General features: G+C 65.8%; 24 protein-coding genes and 1 tRNA gene. 21 read left to right on the top strand and 4 right to left on the bottom strand.

Annotated elements, in window-relative coordinates; genetic code table 11:
* Positions 1-30: 30 nt before the first annotated feature.
* The 5 genes from ccmE to ACZZZM_RS14350 are packed head-to-tail and all read left to right on the top strand — an operon-like array spanning position 31 to position 3974.
* Entirely contained in the window at positions 31-465 is a 435-nt protein-coding gene (ccmE, locus tag ACZZZM_RS14370; RefSeq protein WP_463596454.1) for a cytochrome c maturation protein CcmE, read from the top strand.
* Positions 462-2384, top strand: a complete 1923-nt coding sequence (locus ACZZZM_RS14365) for a heme lyase CcmF/NrfE family subunit (RefSeq protein ID WP_463595765.1) — start codon at positions 462-464, stop codon at positions 2382-2384. Before ccmE ends, ACZZZM_RS14365 begins: the two co-directional genes overlap by 4 nt.
* A complete protein-coding gene (locus ACZZZM_RS14360) occupies positions 2381-2902 on the top strand; it encodes a redoxin family protein (protein ID WP_463595764.1) in 522 nt (173 codons plus the stop codon). Before ACZZZM_RS14365 ends, ACZZZM_RS14360 begins: the two co-directional genes overlap by 4 nt.
* Positions 2899-3303, top strand: coding sequence for a cytochrome c-type biogenesis protein (locus ACZZZM_RS14355; protein ID WP_463595763.1), 405 nt, complete (start codon positions 2899-2901; stop codon positions 3301-3303). The genes ACZZZM_RS14360 and ACZZZM_RS14355 overlap by 4 nt, the downstream gene beginning before the upstream one ends.
* The gene (locus tag ACZZZM_RS14350) at positions 3300-3974 is read left to right on the top strand and encodes a tetratricopeptide repeat protein (protein ID WP_463595762.1); all 675 of its coding nucleotides are present in this window, start codon (positions 3300-3302) and stop codon (positions 3972-3974) included. Before ACZZZM_RS14355 ends, ACZZZM_RS14350 begins: the two co-directional genes overlap by 4 nt.
* On the opposite strand, the gene ald is transcribed toward ACZZZM_RS14350, so the two are convergent.
* Entirely contained in the window at positions 3971-5074 is a 1104-nt protein-coding gene (gene ald / locus ACZZZM_RS14345; RefSeq protein ID WP_463595761.1) for an alanine dehydrogenase, read from the bottom strand. The genes ACZZZM_RS14350 and ald overlap by 4 nt on opposite strands.
* A 134-nt stretch (positions 5075-5208) precedes the next feature.
* Here ald and ACZZZM_RS14340 point away from each other — a divergent pair, with 134 nt between their 5' ends.
* The 5 genes from ACZZZM_RS14340 (at position 5209) to ACZZZM_RS14320 (ending at position 9979) form a co-directional block, all read left to right on the top strand.
* Positions 5209-5676: an Lrp/AsnC family transcriptional regulator gene (locus tag ACZZZM_RS14340; RefSeq protein WP_463595760.1), complete on the top strand. Its 468-nt coding sequence runs from the start codon at positions 5209-5211 to the stop codon at positions 5674-5676.
* 188 nt (positions 5677-5864) lie between these two features.
* Positions 5865-7799 carry a potassium transporter Kup gene (locus tag ACZZZM_RS14335; RefSeq protein ID WP_463595759.1) on the top strand — a complete coding sequence of 645 codons (1935 nt, stop codon included), beginning with the start codon at positions 5865-5867 and terminating at the stop codon, positions 7797-7799.
* Positions 7796-8326 carry a 2'-5' RNA ligase family protein gene (locus ACZZZM_RS14330; protein ID WP_463595758.1) on the top strand — a complete coding sequence of 177 codons (531 nt, stop codon included), beginning with the start codon at positions 7796-7798 and terminating at the stop codon, positions 8324-8326. Before ACZZZM_RS14335 ends, ACZZZM_RS14330 begins: the two co-directional genes overlap by 4 nt.
* 52 nt (positions 8327-8378) lie before the next feature.
* Positions 8379-8455 (top strand) — tRNA-Met (locus tag ACZZZM_RS14325).
* Between the two features lie 69 nt (positions 8456-8524).
* On the top strand, positions 8525-9979 hold the full coding sequence (locus ACZZZM_RS14320; protein ID WP_463595757.1) for a tyrosinase family protein: 1455 nt from the start codon (positions 8525-8527) through the stop codon (positions 9977-9979).
* On the opposite strand, the gene ACZZZM_RS14315 is transcribed toward ACZZZM_RS14320, so the two are convergent.
* From ACZZZM_RS14315 to ACZZZM_RS14305, 3 genes are read right to left on the bottom strand one after another with little or no spacing between them, the layout of a single operon-like run.
* Positions 9971-10759, bottom strand: coding sequence for a hydrolase 1, exosortase A system-associated (locus ACZZZM_RS14315; RefSeq protein ID WP_463595756.1), 789 nt, complete (start codon positions 10757-10759; stop codon positions 9971-9973). The two genes, ACZZZM_RS14320 and ACZZZM_RS14315, sit on opposite strands and share 9 nt — an antisense overlap.
* Complete coding sequence (locus ACZZZM_RS14310) at positions 10747-11367, bottom strand: hypothetical protein (protein WP_463595755.1); 621 nt, start codon at positions 11365-11367, stop codon at positions 10747-10749. Before ACZZZM_RS14310 ends, ACZZZM_RS14315 begins: the two co-directional genes overlap by 13 nt.
* Positions 11364-11636, bottom strand: coding sequence for an acyl carrier protein (locus ACZZZM_RS14305; RefSeq protein ID WP_463595754.1), 273 nt, complete (start codon positions 11634-11636; stop codon positions 11364-11366). Before ACZZZM_RS14305 ends, ACZZZM_RS14310 begins: the two co-directional genes overlap by 4 nt.
* Positions 11637-11710: 74 nt before the next feature.
* On the opposite strand from ACZZZM_RS14305, the gene ACZZZM_RS14300 reads away from it, so the two are divergent.
* The 11 genes from ACZZZM_RS14300 to xrtA all read left to right on the top strand — a co-directional run bounded on the left by ACZZZM_RS14300 (position 11711) and on the right by xrtA (position 25183).
* The gene (locus ACZZZM_RS14300; protein ID WP_463595753.1) at positions 11711-13201 is read left to right on the top strand and encodes an acyl-CoA ligase (AMP-forming), exosortase A system-associated; all 1491 of its coding nucleotides are present in this window, start codon (positions 11711-11713) and stop codon (positions 13199-13201) included.
* Positions 13198-14382, top strand: coding sequence for a pyridoxal-dependent decarboxylase, exosortase A system-associated (locus ACZZZM_RS14295; RefSeq protein WP_463595752.1), 1185 nt, complete (start codon positions 13198-13200; stop codon positions 14380-14382). The genes ACZZZM_RS14300 and ACZZZM_RS14295 overlap by 4 nt, the downstream gene beginning before the upstream one ends.
* Positions 14383-14521: 139 nt before the next feature.
* Positions 14522-15160, top strand: coding sequence for an XrtA/PEP-CTERM system exopolysaccharide export protein (locus ACZZZM_RS14290; protein ID WP_463595751.1), 639 nt, complete (start codon positions 14522-14524; stop codon positions 15158-15160).
* A 14-nt stretch (positions 15161-15174) separates the two neighbouring features.
* A complete protein-coding gene (locus tag ACZZZM_RS14285) occupies positions 15175-16692 on the top strand; it encodes an XrtA system polysaccharide chain length determinant (protein ID WP_463595750.1) in 1518 nt (505 codons plus the stop codon).
* A gap of 4 nt (positions 16693-16696) precedes the next feature.
* Positions 16697-17752 (top strand): AAA family ATPase, encoded by a 1056-nt coding sequence (locus tag ACZZZM_RS14280; RefSeq protein ID WP_463595749.1) that lies wholly within the window; start codon positions 16697-16699, stop codon positions 17750-17752.
* Positions 17749-19365, top strand: a complete 1617-nt coding sequence (locus ACZZZM_RS14275) for a hypothetical protein (protein WP_463595748.1) — start codon at positions 17749-17751, stop codon at positions 19363-19365. The genes ACZZZM_RS14280 and ACZZZM_RS14275 overlap by 4 nt, the downstream gene beginning before the upstream one ends.
* A gap of 11 nt (positions 19366-19376) precedes the next feature.
* On the top strand, positions 19377-20480 hold the full coding sequence (locus ACZZZM_RS14270; protein WP_463595747.1) for an AAA family ATPase: 1104 nt from the start codon (positions 19377-19379) through the stop codon (positions 20478-20480).
* Between the two features lie 2 nt (positions 20481-20482).
* Positions 20483-21325, top strand: a complete 843-nt coding sequence (locus ACZZZM_RS14265) for an XrtA system polysaccharide deacetylase (RefSeq protein ID WP_463595746.1) — start codon at positions 20483-20485, stop codon at positions 21323-21325.
* The gene (locus ACZZZM_RS14260) at positions 21322-22395 is read left to right on the top strand and encodes a FemAB family XrtA/PEP-CTERM system-associated protein (protein WP_463595745.1); all 1074 of its coding nucleotides are present in this window, start codon (positions 21322-21324) and stop codon (positions 22393-22395) included. The genes ACZZZM_RS14265 and ACZZZM_RS14260 overlap by 4 nt, the downstream gene beginning before the upstream one ends.
* A complete protein-coding gene (locus ACZZZM_RS14255; RefSeq protein ID WP_463595744.1) occupies positions 22395-23651 on the top strand; it encodes a TIGR03087 family PEP-CTERM/XrtA system glycosyltransferase in 1257 nt (418 codons plus the stop codon). The genes ACZZZM_RS14260 and ACZZZM_RS14255 overlap by 1 nt, the downstream gene beginning before the upstream one ends.
* A complete protein-coding gene (gene xrtA, locus ACZZZM_RS14250; RefSeq protein ID WP_463595743.1) occupies positions 23648-25183 on the top strand; it encodes an exosortase A in 1536 nt (511 codons plus the stop codon). The genes ACZZZM_RS14255 and xrtA overlap by 4 nt, the downstream gene beginning before the upstream one ends.
* Positions 25184-25241 lie beyond the last annotated feature (58 nt).

Here is a 25241-nt window from a genome sequence, read left to right as displayed (position 1 = left end):
CTCCCTTAGAGGGAGGGGAATAAGATGGCGATGAAGCCCAAGCATCAACGGCTAGTGCTTGCCGCGCTCGCGCTGGTCGCTGTGGTGGGTGCGGCGGTGCTGGCGCTGTCGGCGCTCAAGGACCAGGCGGCGTTCTTCTATGCGCCCGGCGATGTGTCCGGAAAGCCGGTGCCGACGGGCAAGCATGTCCGGCTCGGCGGGATGGTCCAGAAGGGCTCGATCAAGCGCGAGGCCGACGGGGTCTCGATCCGCTTCGTGGTGGGTGACGGCGTGGCGACGGTGCCCGTGGCGTTTCGCGGGGTGACGCCGGACCTGTTCAAGGAGGAATCGGGCGTGGTGGCCGAGGGGCAGTTCCAGCCCGACGGCAGCTTCGTCGCCGACAACCTGCTCGCCAAGCATGACGAGCGCTACATGCCGCCGCAATTGAGCGGCAACCAGCACGTCTCGAAGTCGATCGAGCAATGATCGCCGAAGCAGGATTGGCCGCGCTGTGGCTCGCGGCGGCGTTTGCACTGGTGCAGTTGGCACTCGGCTGGGGCGCGGCGCGCACCGGCTCCGAGGAATTGATGCTGGCGCTGCGGCGGATCGCCCTGGTGCAGGGGCTGCTGGCGATGGTGGCGTTCGCGCTGCTGGTCGCCCTGTTCGTCACGTCGGACATGTCGGTGCTGCTGGTCGCGACCAACAGCCATTCGGCCAAGCCGCTGATCTACAAGATCGCCGGTTCATGGGGGAATCACGAAGGCTCGATGCTGCTGTGGGTGACCGTGCTGGCGATGGCCGGCGCGGGCGTGGCATTGTTCGAGCGGCGGCTGGCGGCGAAGACGCTGGCGGCTACTTTGGGCGCGCAGGCGTTTATCGGGCTGGGCTTTTATGCCTTCCTGGCTTTCGCATCGAACCCGTTCGTGCGGCTCAATCCGGCGGCGCCCGAGGGGCAGGGGCTCAATCCCTTACTCCAGGACCCCGGCTTGGCCTTCCATCCGCCGACGCTCTATTTCGGCTATGTCGGCCTCTCGATCGCCTTCAGCTTTGCGGTCGGCGCGCTGCTGATGCGCGATGTCGGGCCGGCCTTTGCCAAGGCGATGCGGCCCTGGGTGCTCGCGGCGTGGATATTCCTGACGATCGGGATCACCGCGGGCTCATACTGGGCCTATTACGAACTCGGCTGGGGCGGCTGGTGGTTCTGGGATCCGGTCGAGAACGCGTCGCTGATGCCGTGGCTGGCGGCGACCGCCTTGCTCCATTCGGTGACGGTGCTGGCGACGCGCGACGGCCTGCGCGCCTGGACGCTGATGCTGGCTTTGGTGGCGTTCGCGATGTCGATGATTGGCACGTTCCTGGTCCGATCGGGCATCCTCGTCAGCGTGCACGCCTTTGCCGTGGACCCGACGCGGGGGAGCTTCATCCTCGCCTTGCTCGGCATCTATATCGGGGGGGCGCTGGCGCTGTTCGGCGCGCGGGTGGGGACGGTTACGCAGGGTTCGACCTTCCGGATCGTCAGCCGCGAGGGCGCGCTGGTGCTCAACAATCTGCTGCTGACCGTGATCCTGGGGCTGGTGTTTATCGGCACCCTCTATCCGCTGGTGGCGCAGGCGATGGGCGTACAGCTCTCGGTCGGCGCGCCGTTCTTCGACAAGACGATCGGGCCGGTCGCCTTGGTGCTCGTGCTGGCTACGGCGATCGGCCCGCTGCTGAATTGGCGGCGCGACGTGCTCAACACGCTGGCGAGCAAGCTGCTGGTGCCGGTGGGGGTGGCCGGACTGGCCTTTGCAGTGCTGGTGATGATGTTCCCCGATGCGCCGTGGATCCCGCTGGTCGGCGTGGGGTTCGCGGTGTTCCTCGGCGTCGCCAGCGTGCTGCCGCTGGTCCGCCGCAAGCTTCGGCGGACGCCGCTGCACACCTGGGGGATGGTGATCGCGCATCTTGGCGTCGCAGTGAGCATTGCCGGAATGGGCGCGGATGCTGCGTTCAAGACCGAGCGGCTGACGGCGATGCAGGTCGGACAGAATGTTCATGTCGGGCCGTTCCGCATTGAGCTTGCCGAAGTGCGCCCGGCGCTGGGGCCGAACTGGTCGGCGGTCGAGGCCGTGCTCAAGGTCAGCCGTAGCGGCGGGGCGCCGTTCGAGCTGCATCCGCAGCAGCGCTTCTTCAGTGCGCCGCCGACCAATACCAGCGAGGCGGCGATCATGACGATGCTGGACGGCCAGCTCTATACCGTGCTCGGCGCGGGGGACGGTGAGGGGCGTTGGCAGCTGCGGCTGTGGTGGAAGCCGTTCATTACGCTGATCTGGTTCGGGGGGGCGATGATTGCGCTGGGCGGTCTGCTGGCGCTGATTGGGCGGGTGCGGCGCGAGCGTCGCTCCGCCGAGGCGGAGCATTACGCGTGAGGCGGGTGCTGATCTGGCTGCCGCTGGCGCTGTTCGCCGCAGTGCTGTCACTGGTCGCGAGTGGACTGATCCGTCCGGCCGACCGTGCGATACGCTCGGCACTGATCGACAAGCCACTACCGGCAATCCAGTTGCCGCCGCTGATCGAGGGCAAGCCGGGAATTGCGGGCGGATTCGGCGGCAAGCCGCGGCTGGTCAATGTCTTCGCCAGCTGGTGCCTGCCGTGCATCGCCGAGGCCAGGCAATTGCTGCGGCTCAAGGCGGCGGGCGTGGAGATCGACGGCGTGGCGACCGCCGACACGCCGGAGGCGATGGCGGCGTTCCTGGCGCAGAATGGCGATCCCTATGCGCGGATCGGCGACGACCGGAACCGCAAGGTGCAATTCTCGCTTGGCTCGGCGGGGGTGCCGGAGACGTTCGTGATCGATGCGCGCGGGCGGATCGTGATGCAGCATATCGGCGATATCCGCGAGGATGACGTGCCCAAGCTGCTCGCGGCGCTGGGGATGGCGAAGTGAGGCGGCTTGTAGTGCTTGCGCTGATCGTCGCCGCGCCGGCGCTCGCCGACTCGAGCCTGCCGCCAGCCAGGCTCGCTTACACCCAGCTTGCCGACCCGGCCAAGGAGGCCCGGGCCAAGGCGCTGATGGAGAAATTGCGCTGTCTGGTCTGCCAGGGGCAGTCGATCGCCGATAGCGATGCCGAAATGGCGGGCGACATGCGCGCGATGGTGCGGCAGCGGATCCAAGCGGGGGAGACGCCCGATCAGGTCCAGAAGTGGCTGATCCAGCGTTACGGCGATTATGTGAGCTACGATCCGCCGCTGAGCTGGGTGACCGCCCCCTTGTGGATCGCGCCGCTGCTGCTGCTCGGGCTGGGGCTGCTACTGAGTGCCCGCGTGTTCCGGAGGGGCAAAAGATGATGGGCTGGGCGATGCTCGCGCTGGTGGCGCTGGCCGCGGCGATCCTGCTGGCGGTCACGCGCTTCCCGCGGCGGCTATGGACGGTTGCGGCGACCGGGGTGATGCTCGGCGCGGCGGGCTATGCGTGGCAGGGCAGCCCGACGCTGGCGGGGCATCCGGTGTCGGTCGAGAACCGCGCGGGGCAGATCGATACCGAGCTCGCGGCGCTGCGCGAGGCGATGTTCGGCAAGTATGGCACCTATGTCTACAGCTACGCGACCGCAGCGGATTCGATGACGCGCGGCGGGCGGTCCGATCTCGCCACGGCGGTGTGGCTGGGGGCGGTGCGCAAGGTGCCCGGTGATCCGGCGCTGTGGACCGGGCTGGGCATGGCGCTTGCCGAGCATGACGGCAATCAGGTCTCGCCCGCATCCAAGCTGGCGTTCGACAAGGCGATGGCGCTGCACTCGCGGCATCCGGGCCCGCCCTTCTTCTACGGGCTGGCGTTGGTCCGCGCCGGCAAGTTCGCCGAGGCACGGCCGTATTGGGCGAAGGCGGTCGAGCTGGCGCCGGAGAAGATTAGCTATCGCGACGATTTGCGTGTGCGGCTGTTCCTGCTTGATCGGTTGCTGGCTTCGCAGGGGCAGGCGGGGGCGCAGCAGCAGCCCGCGCCCGCCCCCGTGGAGAATTAGGCCCAGGCTTCGAACGGTAGGTCGAGGTCGTCGGCGACGGCCTTGAACGCGATCTTGCCCTTGTAGACGTTAAGGCCGTTGGCGAGGTGCTTGTCGGCCTTCATCGCGGCTTCGGCGCCGAGGTTCGCCAGGCGCAGCACGAACGGTAGCGTCGCATTGTTGAGCGCGAAGGCCGAAGTGCGGGCGACTGCGCCGGGCATGTTGGCGACGCAATAATGGATTACGCCATCGACTTCGTAGACCGGATCGTCATGCGTCGTGGCGTGGCTGGTCTCGAAGCAGCCGCCCTGATCGATCGCGATATCGACCAGCACCGAGCCGCGCATCATCGTCTTGAGCATGTCGCGCGTGACCAGCTTAGGCGCCGCGGCGCCGGGGACGAGGACCGCGCCGATCACGACCTGCGAGGTTTTTACGGCCTCGGCGATCGCCGCCTTGCTGGCGTAAGCGGTCTTGATCTGGCTGCCGAAATGCATGTCGAGTTCGGCCAGACGCTCGTTGCTAATGTCGTAGATCGTCACATCGGCGCGCTGGCCGGTGGCCATCTGCGCGGCGTTGATGCCCGAGACGCCCCCGCCGAGGATCGCGACCTTGCACGGTGCCACGCCGGGAACGCCGCCGAGCAGTTCGCCGCGGCCGCCTTGCTCCTTTTCGAGATAGTGCGACGCCACCTGGATCGACATGCGGCCGGCGACTTCGCTCATCGGCTTGAGCAGCGGCAGCGCGCCCGAGTTGGACGTGACCGTCTCATAGGCGATGCACGTGGCGCCCGAGGCCATCAGGCCTTCCGCCTGGGGCTTGTCCGCAGCCAGGTGGAGATAAGTGAAGAGCAAATGGCGCGGCTCGAGCATCGCGATCTCGCTTGCCTGCGGCTCCTTGACCTTCACGATCATGTCCGATCCGGCGAACACGGCCTCGGCATCGGGCGCGATCTTGGCGCCGACGGCGGTGTAGGCCTCATCGTTGAAATCGATGCCCATACCAGCCTGGGTCTCGACCAGCACTTCATGGCCGGCATGCACCAGTTCGGCGACGGACGCGGGGGTCAGGCCGACACGATATTCATGATTCTTGATTTCCTTGGGAACGCCGACACGCATTGCATCTCTCCTCGAATTTGTGAGGCGTAAATATCAGAAGCAAGAACGTGAATCCCTGCAAAGTCGGGTCCAGCGACAGGCGTGATTTGCATAATTATGTGCAATCAAGTGGCAAAGCCGGCTAATCATGCAAAATGGACAGAATCGACGCGGCTATTCTCAAGCAGCTTGCCGCCGATGCGCGGGCACCGGTGAGCGCAGTCGCCGCGGAGGTCGGGCTCTCGCAATCGGCATGCACGCGGCGGATCCAGGCGCTGGAGGCATCAGGCTATATCCGGGCCTATGGTGCACGGCTCGGCCGCCGCAAGCTGGGATTTCACATCACCGCGCTGGTCGATATCACGCTGGGCACCCAGATCGAGGAGGATCTCGCCCGGTTCGAAGCGGCGGTGTCGGCGATCGACGGTGTGGTCGAATGCGCCCTGGTATCGGGAGGGCAGGATTACCGGCTCAAGATCCTCGCGCGCGATTTGGACGATTACGAACGGCTCCACCGCGAGCATCTGGGGCGGTTGCCTGGCGTCGTGACGATCAACTCGAGCTTCGTGCTGCGCGCCGTGCCGACTCGCAGCGAAGCCGACGCATTGTTCGCGGCGCGATAGTGCGATCGACTCTACATTTCGAAGCAAGAAGGGATCGCGGAACCAACCCACGCCACGGCCATTCTGTCTCCGCAACGAGGTCCGTTGCTACGGCATGCTGCAAATGCTAACTGCGCGCGTTCCAAAGCCAGTCGAGAACCCAAGGTCTCCATGACCAACCCAATATTCTCCGCAGCGCGACAGCCCCAGTGACAGCCGCAACAGTCGAACCAGCGCAGGATGCCGCGGTTCACCACGACGATGCTGGCCACGGCCATCATCCGAAGGGCTCGATCCATGCGCTCGCTCTGGGCGCAGTGGGCGTCGTCTATGGCGATATCGGCACCTCACCGCTGTATGCGATGAAAGAAACCTTCGTCGGGCATCACCCGCTGGCAGTGGACCTCGTCCACGTCTTCGGCGTGGTCAGCCTGATGTTCTGGTCGCTGCTGATCATCGTCACCGGCAAATATATCTTCCTGACGATGCGTGCGGATAATAAGGGCGAGGGCGGCAGCCTGGCGCTGCTTGCGCTGATCCAGCGCAAGACCGGCGCGGGACCGGGGCGATGGAGCCACGGGCTGGTGATGCTCGGCGTGCTGGCGACGGCCCTGTTCTTCGGCGATTGCATGATCACACCGGCGATCTCGGTGCTCTCGGCAGTTGAAGGTCTGGTCGTCGTTCAGGAGGGCTTCGCGCCCTATGTGCTGCCGATCGCCGCGGCGATCCTGATCGGATTGTTCGTGATCCAGGCGCGGGGCACCGACATTCTCGGCAAGTTCTTCGGCCCGATCATGCTGGTCTATTTCCTGACCCTGGCGGTGCTGGGGCTGAACAGCATCCTCCAGCGGCCCGACGTGCTCCAGGCGTTCAATCCGATCTGGGGCGTGCGTTTCTTCGAGGCTGACCCCAAGCTGGCTTTTCTCGCTCTGGGCTCGGTCGTGCTGGCATTGACCGGTGCCGAGGCGCTTTATGCCGATATGGGGCATTTCGGGCGCAAGCCGATCCAGCTCGCCTGGGTGGGGCTGGTGCTGCCGGCGCTGATGCTCAACTATCTGGGGCAGGGCGCGCTGATGCTGCGTGACCCCAGCGCGGCGAACAATCCGTTTTTCATGCTGGCGAGCGAAGGCTGGCGGCTGCCGCTGGTGATCCTGGCGACGATGGCGACGATCATCGCCAGCCAGGCGGTTATCACGGGTGCGTTTTCGGTCTGCCAGCAGGCGGTGCAGCTTGGGCTGATGCCGCGGCTGCGGATCAACCACACATCGGCTTCGGCGCTGGGGCAGATCTATCTGCCTTCGGTGAATTGGGCGCTGATGGTGATGGTGCTGCTGCTCGTCTTCACCTTCGGCGAATCCTCGAACCTCGCCGCGGCTTATGGCATCGCCGTGACCGGCACGATGTTCATCACCACCTGCATGCTGCTCGTGCTGGTGCGGCGCGTATGGCATTGGCCGCGGACCGTCTCGGTCGCGGTGGTTCTGGTCTTCTTCCTGTTCGACGGAGCCTATTTCGCTTCGAACGTCACCAAGATCCCCGATGGCGGCTGGTTCCCGCTGCTGATCGGGCTGATCGCCTTCACGCTGCTGACGACTTGGGCGAAGGGCCGCCAGCTGATGATCGCGCGGCTTCGCGAAAGCGCGATGCCGATCAAGATCTTCATCGAATCGGCGGCCAATTCGGCCAGCCGCGTGCCCGGCACCGCAGTGTTCATGACCTCGACGCCCGATGGCGTGCCGCACGCGCTGCTCCACAATCTCAAGCACAACAAGGTGCTGCACGAGCGCGTGATCCTGCTCACCGTGAAGATCGCGGACGAGCCCTATATCGAAGACGAGAACCGGATGAAGATCGAGGATCTCGGCAAGGGCTTCCACCGGATGGTGATCAAATACGGCTTCATGCAGGATGCCGACGTGCCGTCTGCGCTCAAGCAGGTCTCGGCATGCGGTGCGCAGTTCAAGATGATGGACACCAGCTTCTTCCTGGCGCGCCAGACGCTTCTGCCCTCCGCCAAGCCGGGGATGATGATCTGGCGCGAGAAGCTGTTCGCCTGGATGCTCAGGAATGCGGAAAGCGCGATGGAATTCTTCCGGCTGCCGACCAATCGCGTGGTCGAGCTGGGGAGCCAGGTGGAAATTTGAGCGACGCGACGGTGAGCGGTTCGAAGCCCGCCCCAATCATCGTCACCGCGCTGTTCGGCCGGCAGGACCAGGCATGGTTCAATGCCCTGCGCCGCGAGCATTACCCACCTGAGCGCAATGTCATCGATGCGCATCTGACGCTGTTCCACCATCTGCCACCTTCGGTGACCGACGAGCTCAAGCACCGGCTGACGCAGGAGACGCGTGGGGTGCGGGCACCCATGGCGCGGGTGTCGGGGCTGATGCATCTCGGCCGCGGCGCCGCATATCGGATCGAAGCGCCGGCGCTGGATGCTATCCGTAGCGGGCTGAGCGAAGCCTTTGCCGGCTTGCTCACGCCGCAGGACGCGGTCCGCTGGCGGCCCCATGTAACCATTCAAAACAAGGTGACGCCCAGCCTCGCCAAGTTCGTGCTGGCCCAGCTTTCGAAGGATTTCGTGCCCCGCGAAGTCGAGATCGCCGGGCTGGCGGCATGGCATTATCGCGGCGGGCCGTGGGAGCCGCTTTCGCGGCACATGTTCGCTTGACCGCCGCGCAACCCCAAACTATGCCGCGCCCTCCCGAAGTGGTCGCCTTCCTGGCGGAGTAGCTCAGTTGGTTAGAGCACGGGAATCATAATCCTGGGGTCGGGGGTTCAAGTCCCTCCTCCGCTACCACTTCTTTCCGGCACTTCCCTCTGCAGCGCGGATCGTCATGATGCCCCCGAAACGAATCGGGGGCGGGGCATGGCTGGATTGAACAGGCGCGAGATCCTTGCCGTGCTGGCGACGATCGGCGCGGGTGGGCCGGCGATCGCGCTGACACGGGCAGGTCCTGTGCAGGAGCGGCTGCCCTGGGCGAAGTTTCGCGTCACGCCGGACTATCCCAGGCTGGTGAGCGCCGTCCGCACGATGAAGGCCAATGCCAGCGCCGCGAGCCCAGACAGCTGGCTGTTCTGGGCGGGCATCCATCAAAGCCATTGCCCGCACGGCAAGGATTATTTCCTCGCCTGGCACCGCGGATATTTGTCGCTGTTCGAGCAGCAGCTGCGCAAGGCGGCGGGCTCGACCAGCCTGCGCCTGCCTTATTGGGACTATTTCGCCGACCCTAAGGTGCCCGCCGAGCTTACCGACGGCAATGCGGCGACCAATCCGCTGTTCGAGACGCGCAAGGGCAGCGAAGTGGGCAAGGCGCTGGTCTATGCCGCATTTGGCAGCGACGTGACGGGATTCGAGCGCGGCGTGAAGAACTGCTTCGAGGCGAATGTCGAGGCGTTCCACAACAATGTGCATAATTTGATCGGCGGGCGGATGGCGACGATGCAATCGCCGCAGGACCTGATCTTCTGGATGCACCATGCGAATATAGACCGGCTGTGGACCGCCTGGGCGCTGGCGGGACGGGGACGGCAAATGCCTGCGCCGGGAACGCCATATTGGGGCGGTCAGCTGGATTATGCGGCGGGGTTGAGCGTGAAGCGCGCCGAGACGATGACGCCCGAGGTGCTGGGCTATCGCTATGCCAATCTCAGGATGCCGGTGCTTGAGGCGAGCAATGCCGACAGCGCCACCGCGACGGCGCCCTCCGGCGGAATGAAGGTCAAGGTGCCGACCAGCATATTGGGCGAGCGCGGTGCGCGGGTGACGGTGCCCGAGCCGCCGCTCGTCGGAGCGCCGCCACCGCCCCCTGTTGCTGCCGCCGCGCCGGCCCCGGCTGCTGCTGCCCCGGCGCCCGCCGCTGCCGCGCCCATCCCGTTCCGCGGGATATGGCTGGGGCGCGAATCGCGATCGATCCGCATGCCGCTGCGCCGCGGGGAGGAAATGCCGCCCGGCCACGATCATGGCGGCGGAACCGAGCTGAGCGTCGTGCTCGATGCCGTGACGCTGACCCAGGCAGGCGAGAGCGGCGGCTATTTCTACAAATTGTACCTCGATCTCGACGATCTGGATTATGACCAGCTACCCGGCGAAGACCGGCTGCTCGGCACTGTCGGCCCGTTCCAGATCGCGGCGGCGCTGAGCCATGCCGAAGGGGGCAAAGCGCGGATCGAGCTGCCTGCCGCCGATATCGTCCGCGGGCTGGCCGAGGGCCGCGATCCGGAGGAACTGGGCGTGACGTTCGTGCGGGTGGATGCGGGGCGGGCGCCGGGTGGATCGGTGATCAGCATCGACCGCGTCGAGTTTCGCGGGCGGCTAGGCTAAGGCGGCGAGCACCTGCGCGTAGAGCCAATCCTTGTCCGAGACGCTGGCGAAGCTGTGGCTGTCGCTGTCGAGCGTCTCGACATGGACGCGGGCGCGGGCGGCTTCGAAGGCTGGGCCCTTGAAGGCATCGGCGAAGGCGATCGCGGTATTGTCGCCCTTGGCGAGGAGGATCGTGGTTTGGGGCACATCGGTAAGCGCGGCCGCCAGGCGCGCGGCGAGGGTCTCGGGTGCTTGAGACTGTTTCTTCGATGCCTTGGCCAGACCTTTGAATATCTTGGCGACATTGACCCCGCCGCTCAGCAGCCGGAGCCATTCGCGGGGGTTGCGCAGCTTCTCGGCGTAATGCGAGCGGATTGCCGCGGCGGGGGGCATGTCGTCGGTCGATTCGATTGTCCAGGGATTGGCCAGGAGCAAAGCGTCGACGCTCGCCTGACGGTGGAAGAAGGCAAGCGACGTAGCGGCGTCGCAATTGCCGTAGCCGAGAATGCGGGTGACTCCGGCTTCGCGGCGGAAGGTGGCCGCCGCCAGGATGATATCACCTCCGGCGCTTTCGAACCCGCGATTTTCTCCCGCCGAATCGCCGATGCCGCGGCGATCGAAGCGGAAGACGGGGTAGCCGGCCTCGGCAACGCGCGCGGCGAGCATGGCCATGCCGCGGTGCGCACCGGCGCGAACTTCGTTGCCGCCCGAGACGATCAGCAGCCCGGTGGTGCCCGGCGCTTCATCGAGCGTGCCCATGAGCAATTCATTGGCGCAATGGAAGGGGATCAGCTTTCGCATGCGCCGATCCATGTGACGATATCGTCGGCGAGCAGATCGGCGAGGACGGGATCATTGTCGGGCTCAGCGCGGCGCCACAGGGGGGCACCGGGGACCTTGAGGTCGGCTGGCTTGGCATCGGTTTCGTGGCGGACGATGCGCGCCTCGGGGGTGGTGGCGCTTTCCAGTTCGGCGAGCAGAGCGGGACTCAGGCGATTGCCGCCGAAATCCTCGCCGCCTCCGGCCTGGCGCATGCGATTGAGCTCGCGGAGCAATTCGCTGCCCTGTTGCGGAGCGAAATGCCAGCGGGCCTTGCGCTCGCCCGCGTCGAGCAGCGCGCCGCTGCGGATCGCCAGCGCATAATCGCCGGGTAAAGCGGAAAGCGCCGCGCGCATCGCAGCAAGCGTGGCGGCTTCGGTGGGGACGAGGCTCTCGCCCTGGCCGGGCACGTCGGGAAGTATGCTGGCGATGCCGCGCTCCGCCAGTGCGCGGAGCAGAGTCACCACGAACGTTCGCGTGCGGTTGGCTTCCTCGAACAGCGGTAGCGTCGCTATCACGACCGGGCCGGTGGCGGGCCCAAAGCGAAGCATCGCTTCGCGACCGCCTTCCCAGTCGTAATGATCGATCATCCGAGCGCCTTGGACTGGGCGAAGCGAGTCAGCGCGCCGAAGGTCTCAAGCATCTCGCCATCGACTTCGTCATCCTCGATCAGGATGCCGAGCCGGTCTTCGAGTTCGGTGAGCACGCCGGCGACCGCAAGCGAATCGAGCTCGGGCAATGCGCCGAACAGCGGCGTGCTTTCGCGAAATGCGGCGGCGCGCTCGGCGCTCAGCCCCAGGACGTCGCGCAGCACTGCGCGGACGGCATTTTCTACTTCGAGCGACCCATCGGCCTGCACTGGACAACCCCCTGCGATAATTTTTGAAGGCCGTAAGGGTATGAGAAGGCCCTGCCAAGTATAAGGGTAGCAAGATGATGCCGCTCGATCCCGTTCCGCAGCCGCTGGACGCGCTCACTTTGCGTGGGCGCGGGGATGCCCTGGCGCTGGAAGACAAGGCTGGAACGCTGACTTATGCCGAGCTGGAATCGGCGGTCGGCGGCATGGCGCACTGGCTTTCGCGGCTGGGGCTGGGGCCGGGCGAGCGGGTGGCGACGTGGCTGCCAAAGACGCGGACGGCGTGCCTGATGCCGCTGGCGGCGGTACGCGCCGGGCTGGTGCACGTACCCGTCAATCCGGTGCTCAAGCGCGCGCAGGTGGCACATATCCTCGCCGATAGCGGGGCGCGGCTGCTGGTGACGCAGAGCGCGCGAACCGCAGCGCTGGAAGCCGGCGATGTACCGGCGGACTGCCGCGTGGCGACCGAGGAGGAACTGGTTTCCTCCGATGTGCTGCCGGTCTCGCAGGCGGATACCGATGCGCTGGCGGCGATTCTCTATACCTCCGGATCGACGGGCAAGCCCAAGGGCGTGATGCTCAGCCATGCCAATTTATGGCTCGGCGCCATCAGCGTGGCACATTATCTTGAGATCAATTCTGAAGATCGCGTACTAGCGGTGCTGCCGCTCAGCTTCGATTATGGGCAGAACCAGCTATTCTCGACCTGGGCCGCGGGCGGGCGCGTGGTGCCTCTGGATTACCTGACCGCGCGCGATGTCGTGAAGGCAGTCGAGCGCTTCGGGGCGACTTCGCTGGCCGGGGTGCCGCCGCTTTGGGTGCAGCTGCTCGAAGCCGAATGGCCCGCGGAAACCGCGGCGCGGCTCCAGCGGCTGACCAATTCGGGCGGGGCGCTGACGCGAGGCATGGTCAAGGGCCTCCGCGAGCGTTTCTCGCAGGCGCGGCTCTATCCGATGTATGGGCTGACCGAGGCGTTTCGCTCGACTTACCTTTCGCCCGAGCTAGTCGATGCGCACCCCGATTCGATTGGGCGGGCGATACCCTTTGCCGAAGTGCTGGTGGTCGGCCCCGACGGGCAACGCGCCAGCCAGGGGGAGCTGGTCCATGCCGGGCCGCTGGTAGCGCAGGGCTATTGGCGGGATGCCGAGCGGACCGCCCAGCGCTTCCGTCCTGCGCCCGAATTCGCCACAAGCGGCGGTATGGCGGTGTGGTCGGGCGATACGGTGAGCGAGGACGAGCAGGGCCTGCTGCGCTTCGTTGGGCGCGACGACGAGATGATCAAGTCGGCCGGCAACCGCATCAGCCCCACCGAAATCGAAGAAGCGGTGCTCGCCGGGGACGAGGCGGCGGAGGCGGCGGCGTTCGGCGTGCCCGACGCACGGCTTGGGCAGATCATCGTGGTCGTGGTGCGCGGTGATGCCGAGCGCGAGCACGATCTGCGCGAGCGGATGCGGCGCGAGCTGCCGAGCTTCATGCAACCAGCGCGCTATGACTGGAGAGTGGAATTGCCGCGAAACGCCAATGGCAAGCTCGACCGCTCGGCGCTGAAGGCGGAGTTGGCGTCGTGAGGCCCTTCGGCCCGATCCCGCCCGAGTTTGCCGGGCTGAGCGCGCTGCCTTGGCTCGACGAGGCTACGCCGCTTTACGTCTATGATTTCGCAATCGTGGAGGCGCGGATCGCTCGGCTGCGCGCGGCGATGCCGCCGCAACTTGGCCTGCATTACGCGATCAAGGCCAATCCGATGCCGGAGTTGCTCGCGGCGATCGCGCCGCTGGTTGACGGCATGGATGTGGCTTCGGCGGGCGAGATGGAGCGGGGGCTTGGCGTCAAGCCTGCGGACGCGATCAGCTTTGCCGGGCCGGGCAAGCGCGATGCCGAGCTCGAGGCGGCAATCCGCGCGGGCGTGACGCTGCATCTCGAATCGGAAGGCGAGGCCGAGCGGGCATTGGCAATCGCCGAGCGTCTCGGAAGCGTGCCGCGTCTAGCGGTGCGCGTGAACCCCGATTACGAGCTTCGCGGCTCGGGGATGAAGATGGGCGGGCGGCCGTCGCCTTTTGGAATAGATGCCGGGCGAGTGCCGGCGCTGGTGAAGCGAATCCTCGCGGCGGAGGCCGATTGGCGCGGTTTTCATATCTTTGCCGGGTCGCAGTCGCTCGATACCGCGGCGATCATCGAGACCCAGGCGGCAACGCTGGCGCTCGCGGCGCGATTGGTGGACGAATCCGGCGTCACGGCGCCGCTGGTCAATATCGGCGGCGGCTTCGGCATCCCCTATTTCCCCGGCGACGAGCCGGTCGAGCTGGCCGCGATCGGCGATGCGCTGGGTGGCGAATTGGCCCGATACGATCTGAACGTAGCCATCGAACTGGGCCGTTTTCTCGTCGGCGAGGCCGGGGTGTATCTGGCGCGCGTGGTCGATCGTAAGGAAAGCCAGGGGGAGACCTTCCTGGTGGTCGATGGGGGGCTCAACCATCATCTCGCCGCGACCGGCAATTTCGGCACCGTAGTGAAGCGCAATTATCCGGTCGCGGTGGCACACCGGATGCAGGACCCTGCTGAGGAAACCGTGACGGTGGTGGGGCCGCTCTGCACCCCGCTTGATCGGCTGGCCGACAAGGTCGCGCTTCCGCGCGCCGATGTCGGTGACGTCATCGCCATTTTCGCATCAGGCGCATATGGCGCCAGCGCCTCACCAGGCGCCTTTTTGGGACATGGCCCGGTTCGGGCAATGCTGGTCCGCAGGTCCTAGGATTTCCGGCAGATTTCTGCCGAAACCAGTCAGTTACTAACCCGATGTTTACCTGTTCCTCGCATAGCTGAGCCTGACCCAGCCGGGTTTGCAGCCGAGACGTCAGCTGCTTTTTCCCCGGCCGGAGAGGAGCTCTAGCATGCGTTTCACCTCCGTTGGCAGGGCATTGATTGCCCCCGTACTCGCCGCGGTACTCTTGTCGGGTTGCGTCGGCGGAAGTCGTCCCGAGCTGCCGCCCGCTAGCGCGGTGGCGAGCCGCGAGACCCCGAGCGAAGAATATATCATCGGTCCGATGGACCAGCTCAACATCTTCGTCTGGCGCAATGCCGAGTTGTCGACCAAGGTTCAGGTGCGCCCCGATGGCCGCATCACCGTTCCGCTGATCAACGACATGCCCGCGGTGGGGAAGACCCCAGCGATGCTGGCGGACGACCTGAAATACGCGCTCGGCGAGTATATCAAGGATCCGATCGTATCGGTGATCGTCGAGAATTTCTCGGGCACCTATAGCCAGCAGGTCCGCGTCGTCGGCGCTACCGAAAAGCCGGCTTCGATCCCTTATCGCGCCAATATGAGCGCGCTCGATGCGATGATCGCCGTGGGCGGCCTGAGCGAATTCGCTTCGGGCAATCGCGCACGGCTGGTCCGCGTCGATCGGGCGAGCGGACGTCAGCGCGAATATAAGGTGCGCCTGGGCGATCTGCTCAAGGGCGACATTTCCGCCAATGTGAAGCTCGAGCCGGGTGATGTCCTCATCATCCCGCAGAGCATGTTTTAAGGGGCCGCCAGAGGATGGGTAGTCTCTTCGACGAACTGCGCGCTGCGCTCCACGCCGTTTGGATGCGGCGCTGGGTCGCGCTGGCCGTGGCCTGGGGGCTTTGCCTCGCAGGCTGGCTGGTCGTGTCGCAGATGCCGAACAATTATGAATCGCGGGCGCGCATCTTCGTCCAGCTGCGCCAGATCCTGCCGGGCGCGGATGGCACTAACCAGGCCGCGCAGCAGCGCGACATCGATCGGGTTCGCCAGACGCTGACCAGCGCGGTCAATCTCGAAAAGGTGGTGCGCGGCACCGATCTGGCCCGCACCGTCGCCACCGATCGCGATATCGCCGATCGGATCGCCGGCCTGCAAAAGGCAATCAAGCTGACCGCGCAGGCGGACAATCTGTTTGAAATCACCGTGACTGCGCCCAACGGCAAGCTTGCCAAGCAGATCGCACAGAAGCTGATCGACATCTTCGTTGAGGGCAATCTGGCGGACAATCGCGACGCCAGCAGCCAATCGATGCAGTTCCTCGACGCGCAGCTCGACGCGCGCCAGAAGCAGCTTCAGGAAGCCGAGGCCAAGAAGGCTGATTTCCAGGCGCGCTATCTCGGCTCGCTGCCGGGCACGGGTTCGCTCAACGATCGTATCTCGGCGGCACGGACGCAGCTTTCGCAGATCCAGTCCGATCTCGCGGCTGCGCAGAGCGGGCTCAATGCCGTCAACGCGCAGATGGCGGGGACTCCGGCCAATGTCGCGGGTGCGGGCGGCGGCGGCGTTGCCGGTCCGGCGCGTGCGCGGCTGCAGGCATTGCAGGGCCAGCTCGGCGAAGCGCGCTCGCGCGGCTGGACCGACAATCATCCCGACGTGATCGCACTGAAGAGCCAGCTTGCCCAGGCCACCGCTGCAGCGCGCGGCGAGCCGATGTATGGCGGGGGCGGCGGTGCATCGTCCAATCCGCTCTATCTGAGCCTCAGGGCGATGCAGGCCGACAAGAGCGCATCGGTCGCAGCGCTGGTCCAGCGCAAGAACCAGATCGAAGGCGATCTCGCGGCGTTGGAATCGAAGATCGCCGGAGCTCCTGGCGTTGCCGCCGAGCAGGGGCAGATCGACCGCGAATATCAGGTCCTCAAGGACCAGTATGACAAATTGCTCAGCGACCGCGAGCAATTGAAGGTCACGAGTCAGGCGCAGTCGGTGTCGGATACGGTGAAGTTCAACGTCATCGATCCGCCGACCCAGCCGCGCAGCCCGACTTCGCCCAATCGTCCGCTGCTGCTGACCGCAGTGCTGATCGCAGGGCTTGGCGCGGGCGTGGCGGCGGCCTTCGCGCTCGCCAAGCTCAAGACGACCTTCTCGACCGCATCGAAGCTGGAAAAGGCTTCGGGCATGCCGGTGATCGGTTCGATCGGCGAAGTGCTGACCAGCGCGCAGATCGCGATGCGCCGCAAGAAACTGACTTTGTTCGCCGGCGGCATGGGCGCGCTCGGGCTGGCCTTTCTGGGGCTGGTCGGAGTCGAGTTCATCCAGCGTGGCATGGGGGCATAGGGCCGTGAACGATCATACCCCTCGCCGCTACAAGGGCACCTTGCTCGAACGGGCAGCGTCGCAATTCCACTATGCGCCGGTATTAAGCGATGATGCGCCCGCGGAGCCCATGGCTGCGCCGGCTCGCGTTGCTGAACCGGCTCGTGCGCCCGTGTCTCACCCCGGCGAAGGCCGGGCCCCAGTTGCCGAGATCGCTGCCCCGGAGCGTAGCGCCAGCCAGTTGGATCCTTCCGAGCCGAGCCCCGGCCTTCGCCGGGGAGTGGAGTTTGCCGAGCCCGCCAGCATCGCCATTCCCTCGCAGCGCACCGAAGGCCGCCGCTCGGCATCGATCGACCGCGCTGCGCTGCGCGCCGGCGGGATGATCGTGCCCGGCGGATCGATCACGCCGCTTGCCGAAGAATTTCGCATGGTGAAGCGCCAGTTGCTGCTCACCGCGCGCGCGGTCGCTGCAAAGGACACCGCCAAGGCCGCAGACCGCGCCCGTATGGTGCTGGTCTGCTCGGCCAATCCGGATGAGGGCAAGACCTTCTGCGCGATCAATTTGGCGCTCTCGATGGCGGCCGAGAAGGATGTCGAGATCCTGCTGGTCGATGCCGATTTCGCCAAGCCGGACATTCTCGAGCGGCTGGGCATCCCGGCCGGCCCCGGGCTGCTCGATGCGCTTTCGGGCGCAGTCGCCGATGTCGAAGAGTGCATCATCGACACCGATGTGCCGCAGCTCTCGGTGCTGCCCGCCGGTGCCAAGAGCCATAGCGACACCGAGTTGCTCGCCAGCGACCGCGCCCGCGCGATCCTCGACGGGCTGGCGCAGGCCGATCCGCGCCGCATCGTTATTTTCGATTCGCCCCCCGCGCTTGCTGCGTCGCCGGCTTCGGTGCTCGCTTCGCATGTGGGCCAGGTTCTCGTCGTGGTCCGTGCGGACCAGACCAGTGAAGGTGACCTTCGGGACACCGTGAGTGCCCTCGACGGGTGCGAGCATATCCAGCTCGTCCTCAATTCGGTCTCGTTCCAGCCAGGCGGACGCCGGTTCGGAAGCTATTATGGGGAGGCGGGCAAGTGACCCGGCTGATTTTTGCAACCGTTACGCTGGCCTGCGCCGTGGGCGTGGCCTCGCCCGCCGCTGCCCAGAAGGTGCGGCTTTCGCCTTATATCGAGGCGAGCCAAGTGGTCACCGCGGACCTGAGCGGCGGCGCGGGCGATGTGCTGACCTACTCGACCGTCGCCGTCGGCGTCGATGCATCGGTCCACACGCGCCGGATCGAAGTGCAAGCGAGCTACAAATATGAGCGGCGCTTCGATTATCAGAAGCCGCTCAACAAGGATCAGATGCATTCGGGCCTGGTTCGCGCCAAGGCCGCGATCGCGCCCGGCTTCAGCATCGAGGCCGGCGGCATCGCGACGCAGACGCGCTCGGACATCCGCGGCGATGCGTTGCTCACCAACCAGGGCAACAGCCGCAATTCGAGCCAGATCTATTCGGGCTATATCGGGCCAAACCTCGCCAGCCATATCGGGCCGATCTTCGCGAACGCAGCCTATCGCTTCGGGTATACCAAGGTCGAAGCACCAGGCGCGACGGGCGTTGCGCCCGGCCAGCCGCGGCTCGACGCCTTTGACGATTCGAAGGTCCATGTCGCCACCGCCAGCGTCGGCGTGAAATCGGGAACGGTGCTGCCGATCGGCCTCACCGCCAGCGCGTCGTACACCCGCGAGGATGCCGGCCAGCTCGACCAGCGCTACGAGGGCAAGTTCGGCCGCGTCGATGCGGTGCTGCCGATCGCGCAGGGCTTCGCGGTCGCCGGCGGCGTCGGATACGAGCAGATTGAGATCAGCCAGCGCGACGCGGTTCGCGATGTCGCCAACAATCCGGTGGTCGATGCCAATGGCCGCTTCGTGACGGCGCCCGGTTCGCCGCGCCGCATCGCCTATCAGATCGACGGCATGTTCTGGGATGCGGGCGTCATCTGGAAGCCCAGCCGCCGCACTTTCCTCGAGGCGCGCGTCGGCAAGCGTTATGGCTCGATGAGCTATACCGGCTCGCTCAACTATCAAATGGGTCCCGGCAGCGGCGTGCAGATCGGCGTGTATGACAGCGTCCAGACCTTCGGCCAGCAGACCAACGGTTCGCTGACGACGCTGCCGACCAGCTTCGTCACCACCACCGATCCCTTCGGCAACCAGTTCGGCGGCTGCATCTACGGGACCGTGGGAAGCGCCACCGGCGGCTGCCTCAACAGCGTCTTCGCATCGGCGGCGACTTCGGCTTACCGCTCGCGCGGCGTGACCGGGGTAGCGGTTATGAACCGCCGCGGCACGCGGATGGGCTTTGGCGGCGGCTATTCGCGCCGCACCTTCATCGCTCCCACGGGCACGCCCGGCTTCAATGTCAACGGCACGTCGGACCAGAGCTTCTACGGCCAGGTCTTCGCCTCAACCGATGTGGGCCGCAACGGATCGCTCTCGGGCAGTGCGTTCGGCAGCTATTACGAGACCGACATCGCGGGAGCCGACGGCGTAGTCGGCTGGGGCGCCAACACTGCTTATACACATCGCTTCGGACCTTTGGGGGCAACCGTTTCGGCGGGCGTCTTCGGGTTCGACAACAAGAATGCTGCAACGGGTGGCAGCAATACCGCCGCCCAGGCCCTGCTGGGCCTGCGGTACGGGTTCTAAGAGAGGCCAGAATGTACGACGATCATTACGGATTGACGGGACGGCCGTTCCAGCTGACCCCAGATCCCAAATTCTGGTTCGACACCGCCACGCACCGCAAGGCGATGGCCTATCTCGGCTATGGCCTGAGCCAGGGCGAAGGCTTTGTGGTGATCACGGGCGATCCCGGCGTGGGCAAGACCACCCTGATGGGGCATTTGCTCGGCGAAATCGACCAAGAGCGGCTCAACGTCATCAAGATCGTCTCATCGCAGTTGCGGCCCGAGGATCTGCTGCGGCTGGTCTGCGCGGGGCTCGAGATCCATGCGGGCGGGATGGAAAAGGCCGATATGCTCGCCGCGATCGAGCGCGGGCTGCACCAGGTCGCACGTTCGGGCCGCCGCACGCTGCTGGTGGTCGATGAAGCCCAAGCGCTGCCGATCGAGAGCCTGGAGGAGCTGCGCATGCTCTCCAATTTCCAGGCGGGCGGCTATCCGCTGCTCCAGATCTTCCTGCTCGGCCAGCCCGAGTTCCGCGTCGCTCTGGCAGATAAGCGCCTTGAGCAGTTGCGCCAGCGCGTGATCGCGATGCACCATCTCGAACCGATGGAAGCAGACGAAGTCGAACCCTATCTGATCCACCGCCTGTCGTGCGTCGGCTGGCGGGGCAAGCCGCGTTTCACCAACGATGCGGTGGCGGCGATGTATCGCTGGTCAAACGGTTCGCCGCGGTTGCTCAACCAGCTTGCCAGCCGCGTATTGCTGTTCGGCGCAGTCGAGCAGATCGAGACCTTTGGCGAGCTTGAGCTGGCGACGGTAATCGCCGATCTGCGCGGCGACACGCCCCTCTCGGGCTATGCGCCTGCAGCCGAGCCGGAACCGCTGGAGCTCCACGACATCGCACCGATGCCGATGGGCACGCCCGCGCCGCCCGAGCCTGCTCAGCCAAAGCCGATCCGCACTGCCGCGCCCGCAGGCGAGGACGCGATCGGGCAGCGCATCGCGCAGCTCGAAGCGCAGATCCGCGAACAGGACGAGGCGCTGCGCCGCGTGCTGGCCTTGCTGGTCGATTGGGTGGAATCGGGCGATACCGGGCGCCGTCCGGATCTGTCCGCGCTGCGTGGAAACGCGGCCTGACGATGGTCACTAACGCCCTCTCCGTCGATGTCGAGGACTGGTTCCAGGTCGGCGCGTTCGAGAATACGATCTCGCGCGCGGACTGGGACGGGCTCGAGCATCGCGTGGAGGCGAATACCGACGCAGTGCTGGCGCTGTTCGGCGAGAGCGGCGTGAAGGCGACGTTCTTCACGCTCGGCTGGGTGGCGAAGCGCTATCCGGCGCTGATCCGGCGCATCGCCGATGCGGGGCACGAAGTCGCCAGCCATGGCTGGGACCATAAGCGCGTATTCACGCTGAGCGCAGCGGAGTTCCGCGAGGACATCGACGCTGCGAAAAAGGCGCTCGAAGACGCGGCGGGCATTCATGTCACCGGCTATCGTGCGCCGAGCTTTTCGGTCGACCGCCGGACGCCCTGGGCGCATTCGGTGCTCGCCGAGGCCGGCTACACTTATTCCTCCAGCGTCGCGCCGATATCTCACGATCACTATGGCTGGCCCGACGCCCCCCGCGGCGCATTCAAGCCGGTCGAAGGCGCCGAACTGATCGAGCTTCCGATCACGATCGCGCAGTTTCTCGGCAAGGAGATCACCGCCGGCGGCGGATTCTTCCGGTTGCTACCGAGCCAAGTGACTCGCAATGCCGTGCGCGCCGCGAACGAGAATGCGCGCCCGGCGGTCTTCTATTTCCACCCCTGGGAGATCGATCCCGGCCAGCCGCGCGTGGCGGGGGCCCCGCTCAAGTCGCGGCTTCGTCATTATGCGCGGCTAAATGCCATGGCGGGCAAGCTGAAGACGCTGATCGGCAATCACCAATGGGGACGCATGGACAAGGTCGCGGCGGGCGAAGCGGAGAAATTGGCGTGAACGCGCCGATGCTCTCGCGCCCCGTCGGGCTGCGCGTCGCCGATCTCGACGATGCGATCGAACGGGCCCGGATCGGGGCATTCGTCCACGATCATGCCGAGGGCACACCCTTTCACTTGCCAGCCTGGAGCGTGGCGGTGGCGCGGGCCTGCGGGCATCAGAACCATTATCTGCTTGCCGAGGGTGGCAACGGCCAGCTTGTCGGCGTGATGCCGCTTACCGAAGTGCATTCGCCTTTGTTCGGGCGGGCTTTGGTCTCGTCGGCGTTCGGAGTGGGCGGGGGCATCCTGGCCGACAATCCGCGTGTCGCGGCCGACCTGGCCGGGAGAGCCTGGTCGCTGGCAGACAAATTGAGCTGCCCGGTGATGGAAGTGCGCGGCGGAGCGCATCCGGGTACCGAGTGGACGGTAGATACGAGTCGCTATCTCGGTTTCGTCCGCGATCTGGCGGAGGACGACGATGCCGAGCTGCTCGCCATCCCGCGCAAGCAGCGCGCCGAGGTTCGCAAATCGCTGGAGATCGAGTTCGAGATCGTGGTCGGCAGTGGCGAGCGTGAGCAGGCCGAGCATTATGCCGTCTATGCCGAATCGGTCCGTAATCTTGGTACGCCGGTCTTTCCCAAGCGTCTGTTTGCCGAGGTTCTGCGCGAGTTCGGTCAGTCCGCGAACGTGCTGGTCGTCCGTCACGGTGGCGCGGCGGTCGCGAGCGTGCTGAGCCTCTATTGGAACGGGACGGTCTATCCCTATTGGGGCGGCGGAACGCCCGAGGCGCGAGGCCTGCGCGCGAACGACCGCATGTATTTCGAACTGATGCGCCACGCCCGCATGCGCGGCTGCAAGCGGTTCGATTTCGGGCGATCGAAAACCGGGACCGGCCCTGCCGCGTTCAAGAAGAATTGGGGCTTCGAGCCCCAGCCGCTGACCTATTACGAGCGCGTGGCCGAAGGCGCTAAGGCGCGCGATGCGAGTCCGGCAAACCCGAAATACAGCCTGCAGGTCGCGCTCTGGAGCAAGCTGCCGCTTGCCGTGGCCAATCGCATGGGCCCGTGGATTTCGCGAGGCCTGGGCTGATGGGCGACATCCTTTTTCTTGCGCACCGCGTGCCGTATCCGCCCGATCGGGGCGACAAGATCCGTGGCTTCAACATCCTCAAATATCTCTCGTCCAAGAAGCGCGTGCACCTCATCGCATTCGCGGACGATCCCAAGGACTTGAAGCACAAATCGGGGCTGGCACCGTATACCGGCAACCGATCGATCATCTGGCGCGCGAAATCGCAGGCCAAGGCCGGATTGCAGGCGCTGCTCTCGCATCGGCCGGTTTCGCTGACCGCGTTCGACAATGATGCGCTGCGCCAGTCGGTCGAAGACATCCTCGCGCGGCATGCGATCGACACCATCTTCATTTTCTCGAGCCAGATGGCGCAATATCTGCCGGCCCGTCCGCACCAGCGCGTGATCATGGATTTCGTCGACATGGATTCGGCGAAGTTCGCAGCTTATGCCAAAAGCTCGAAGGGGCCCATGGGCTGGATGCTGAGCCGCGAGGCGCGGCTGCTGCTCCAGCACGAAAAGGCAATCGCCGCGCGCGCCGATGCCAGCCTGTTCGTCAGCGAGGCCGAAGCGAAACTGTTCCGCGACCGCACCGGCGCCGACCGCGTGCACGTCGTCGAGAACGGCATCGACACTGACTATTTCGATCCCTCGACGACATTCAAGCGCATCGACGCGATCGGATCGCTGATCGTGTTCACGGGTCAGATGGATTATCGCCCGAACGTGGAAGGCGTGACCTGGTTCGTCGAGACGATCCTGCCGCATATCCGGCTGGTCCATCCCGATGCCCGCTTCATGATCGTCGGCCGCAACCCGACCGACGCCGTCCGGGCGCTGGCCAAACAGCCGGGCGTGACCGTGGTCGGCGAAGTCGCCGATGTCCGCGGCTGGCTGGCCCAGGCAGCAGTGGTCGTCGCGCCGCTCAAGCTAGCGCGCGGCATTCAGAACAAGGTGCTCGAGGGCATGGCGATGGCGCGGCCGGTGGTCGCATCCGAAGCCGCCGCGACGGGCATCGATCATGGGGGAACGATTCGCGTGGGCTCGACCGTAGGCGAGATCGCCGAACATGTGACGCAATTGCTGTCGGATCCGCGCCAGGCTGCGGCGCTCGGCGATGCCGGGCGCAAGCAGGTGATGGATCATTATAGCTGGGCCGCGCGCCTTGCGCCGCTCGACGAAGTGCTCGGGCTGCCGCTACGCGACGCCAAGCAGCGCGATACTGCCCGCGCAACCGACGTGGTCAAGCCGCCCCGGCGGCGGAGCGCAGCATGACAGTTGCGGTTCCTGCCGGCGGGTTCGTACCCGCGCAGCGGTTGTTCGATGCGCGCTGGCAGCGCCATGCGGCATTGCTCGGCGCCACCTGGCTGGCGCTGCTGGCGATCTTCCACCGCGACACCGCCGATCTGGCGACGATCTATTGGACCAACACGACCTTTGGGCACTGCCTGTTCGTCGCGCCGGTCATTGCCTGGCTGGTATGGCAGCGGCGTAGCGAGCTGGCATTGGTGCCCCCACAGGGCTGGTGGCCCGGGCTGGCGCTGGTCGGCGCGGGGGGCTTCGCATGGTTGCTGGGGGATGCGGCGAGCGTCGCCCAGTTTCGCCATGTCGGGCTGGTGATGATGCTCCAGGGCGCGGTGGTGACGGTGCTCGGTCCGAACGTGGCCCGGGCCTTGCTCTTCCCGCTTTGCTACATGGCGTTCCTCATCCCCTTCGGCGATTTCCTCGAAGGGCCGCTGCAGGAAATCACCACGATGATGGTGATCCCATTGCTCCACATCACCGGCGTGCCGGCGGTGGTCGATGGCGTGCTGATCACCACCCCCAATGGCTTTTTCGAGATCGCCGAGGCGTGCTCGGGCTCGAAGTTCGTCATCGCGATGATCGCATACGGCGCGCTGGTGGCGAACGTCTGCTATGTTTCGTGGCGCAAGCGCGCAGCTTTCCTGGCGATGGCGCTGATCGTGCCGATCATTGCCAACGGCATTCGCGCCTGGGCGACGATCTATGCCGCGTGGTGGACTTCGGTCGAGCGCGCCACCGGCATGGACCATATCGTCTATGGCTGGTTCTTCTTCGCGCTGGTGATGGCAGTGGTGCTGGCGATCGGCTGGAAATGGTTCGATCGCGATCCCGATGCGGCCTGGTTCGATCCCACGCAGCTCCAGGCGGTGCCGGCGCGCCGGATCGAGGCGCCGATCGCCGCGCTGCTGGTGCTGACCGCCGCAAGCCTGTTCCTCGGCTGGTCGAGCCTCAACGCCGCCCGCGCGGCGCCATTGCCGGCGCGTGTCGAGCTTCCCGAAGTGCCCGGCTGGCAACGCACCGGACTCAGCACCCGCGCCGCATGGTCGCCTTATTATCCCGGCGCCGACCATTTCCTGCTCGGTCGCTATGCGGATACGCAGGGCAGGGCAGTTGACCTGGTCGTCGCGGTCTATGCCAATCAGCATGAGGGCAAGGAGCTAGTCGGCTTCGGGATCGGCGCGATCCGCGAGAACGACAAATGGGTGCGGATCGAAGGACTTGCGCGGCCTGATGGCGGCCAGGCGCTGCGCATGGTTGGCCCTGCCCGCGTCGAACGCGAGACTGTCACCTGGTACCGGGTCGGTGGGACACTGACCGGTAGCGCAAGCCGGGTGAAGCTGGCGACACTCAAGACCAAGCTGCTGGGCGGCAACCAGGCCGCAGCGGCAGTGCTGGTATCGGCCGAACAGGATGGCGGACGTGCCCATGGAGCGATTGAGGATTTCCTGCGCGCCCTGGGGCCGGTGGACGCGCTGGCCGATCGCATGACGGGCGCGCGCTAGGCTTGTAACTTCCCGTCATCCCCGCGAAAGCGGGGACCCAGAGTCACACGCGATATCG

It is taken from the genome of Sphingomonas sp. AC522, assembly GCF_979258125.1.
This window is presented reverse-complemented; position numbering and strand designations above follow the sequence as displayed.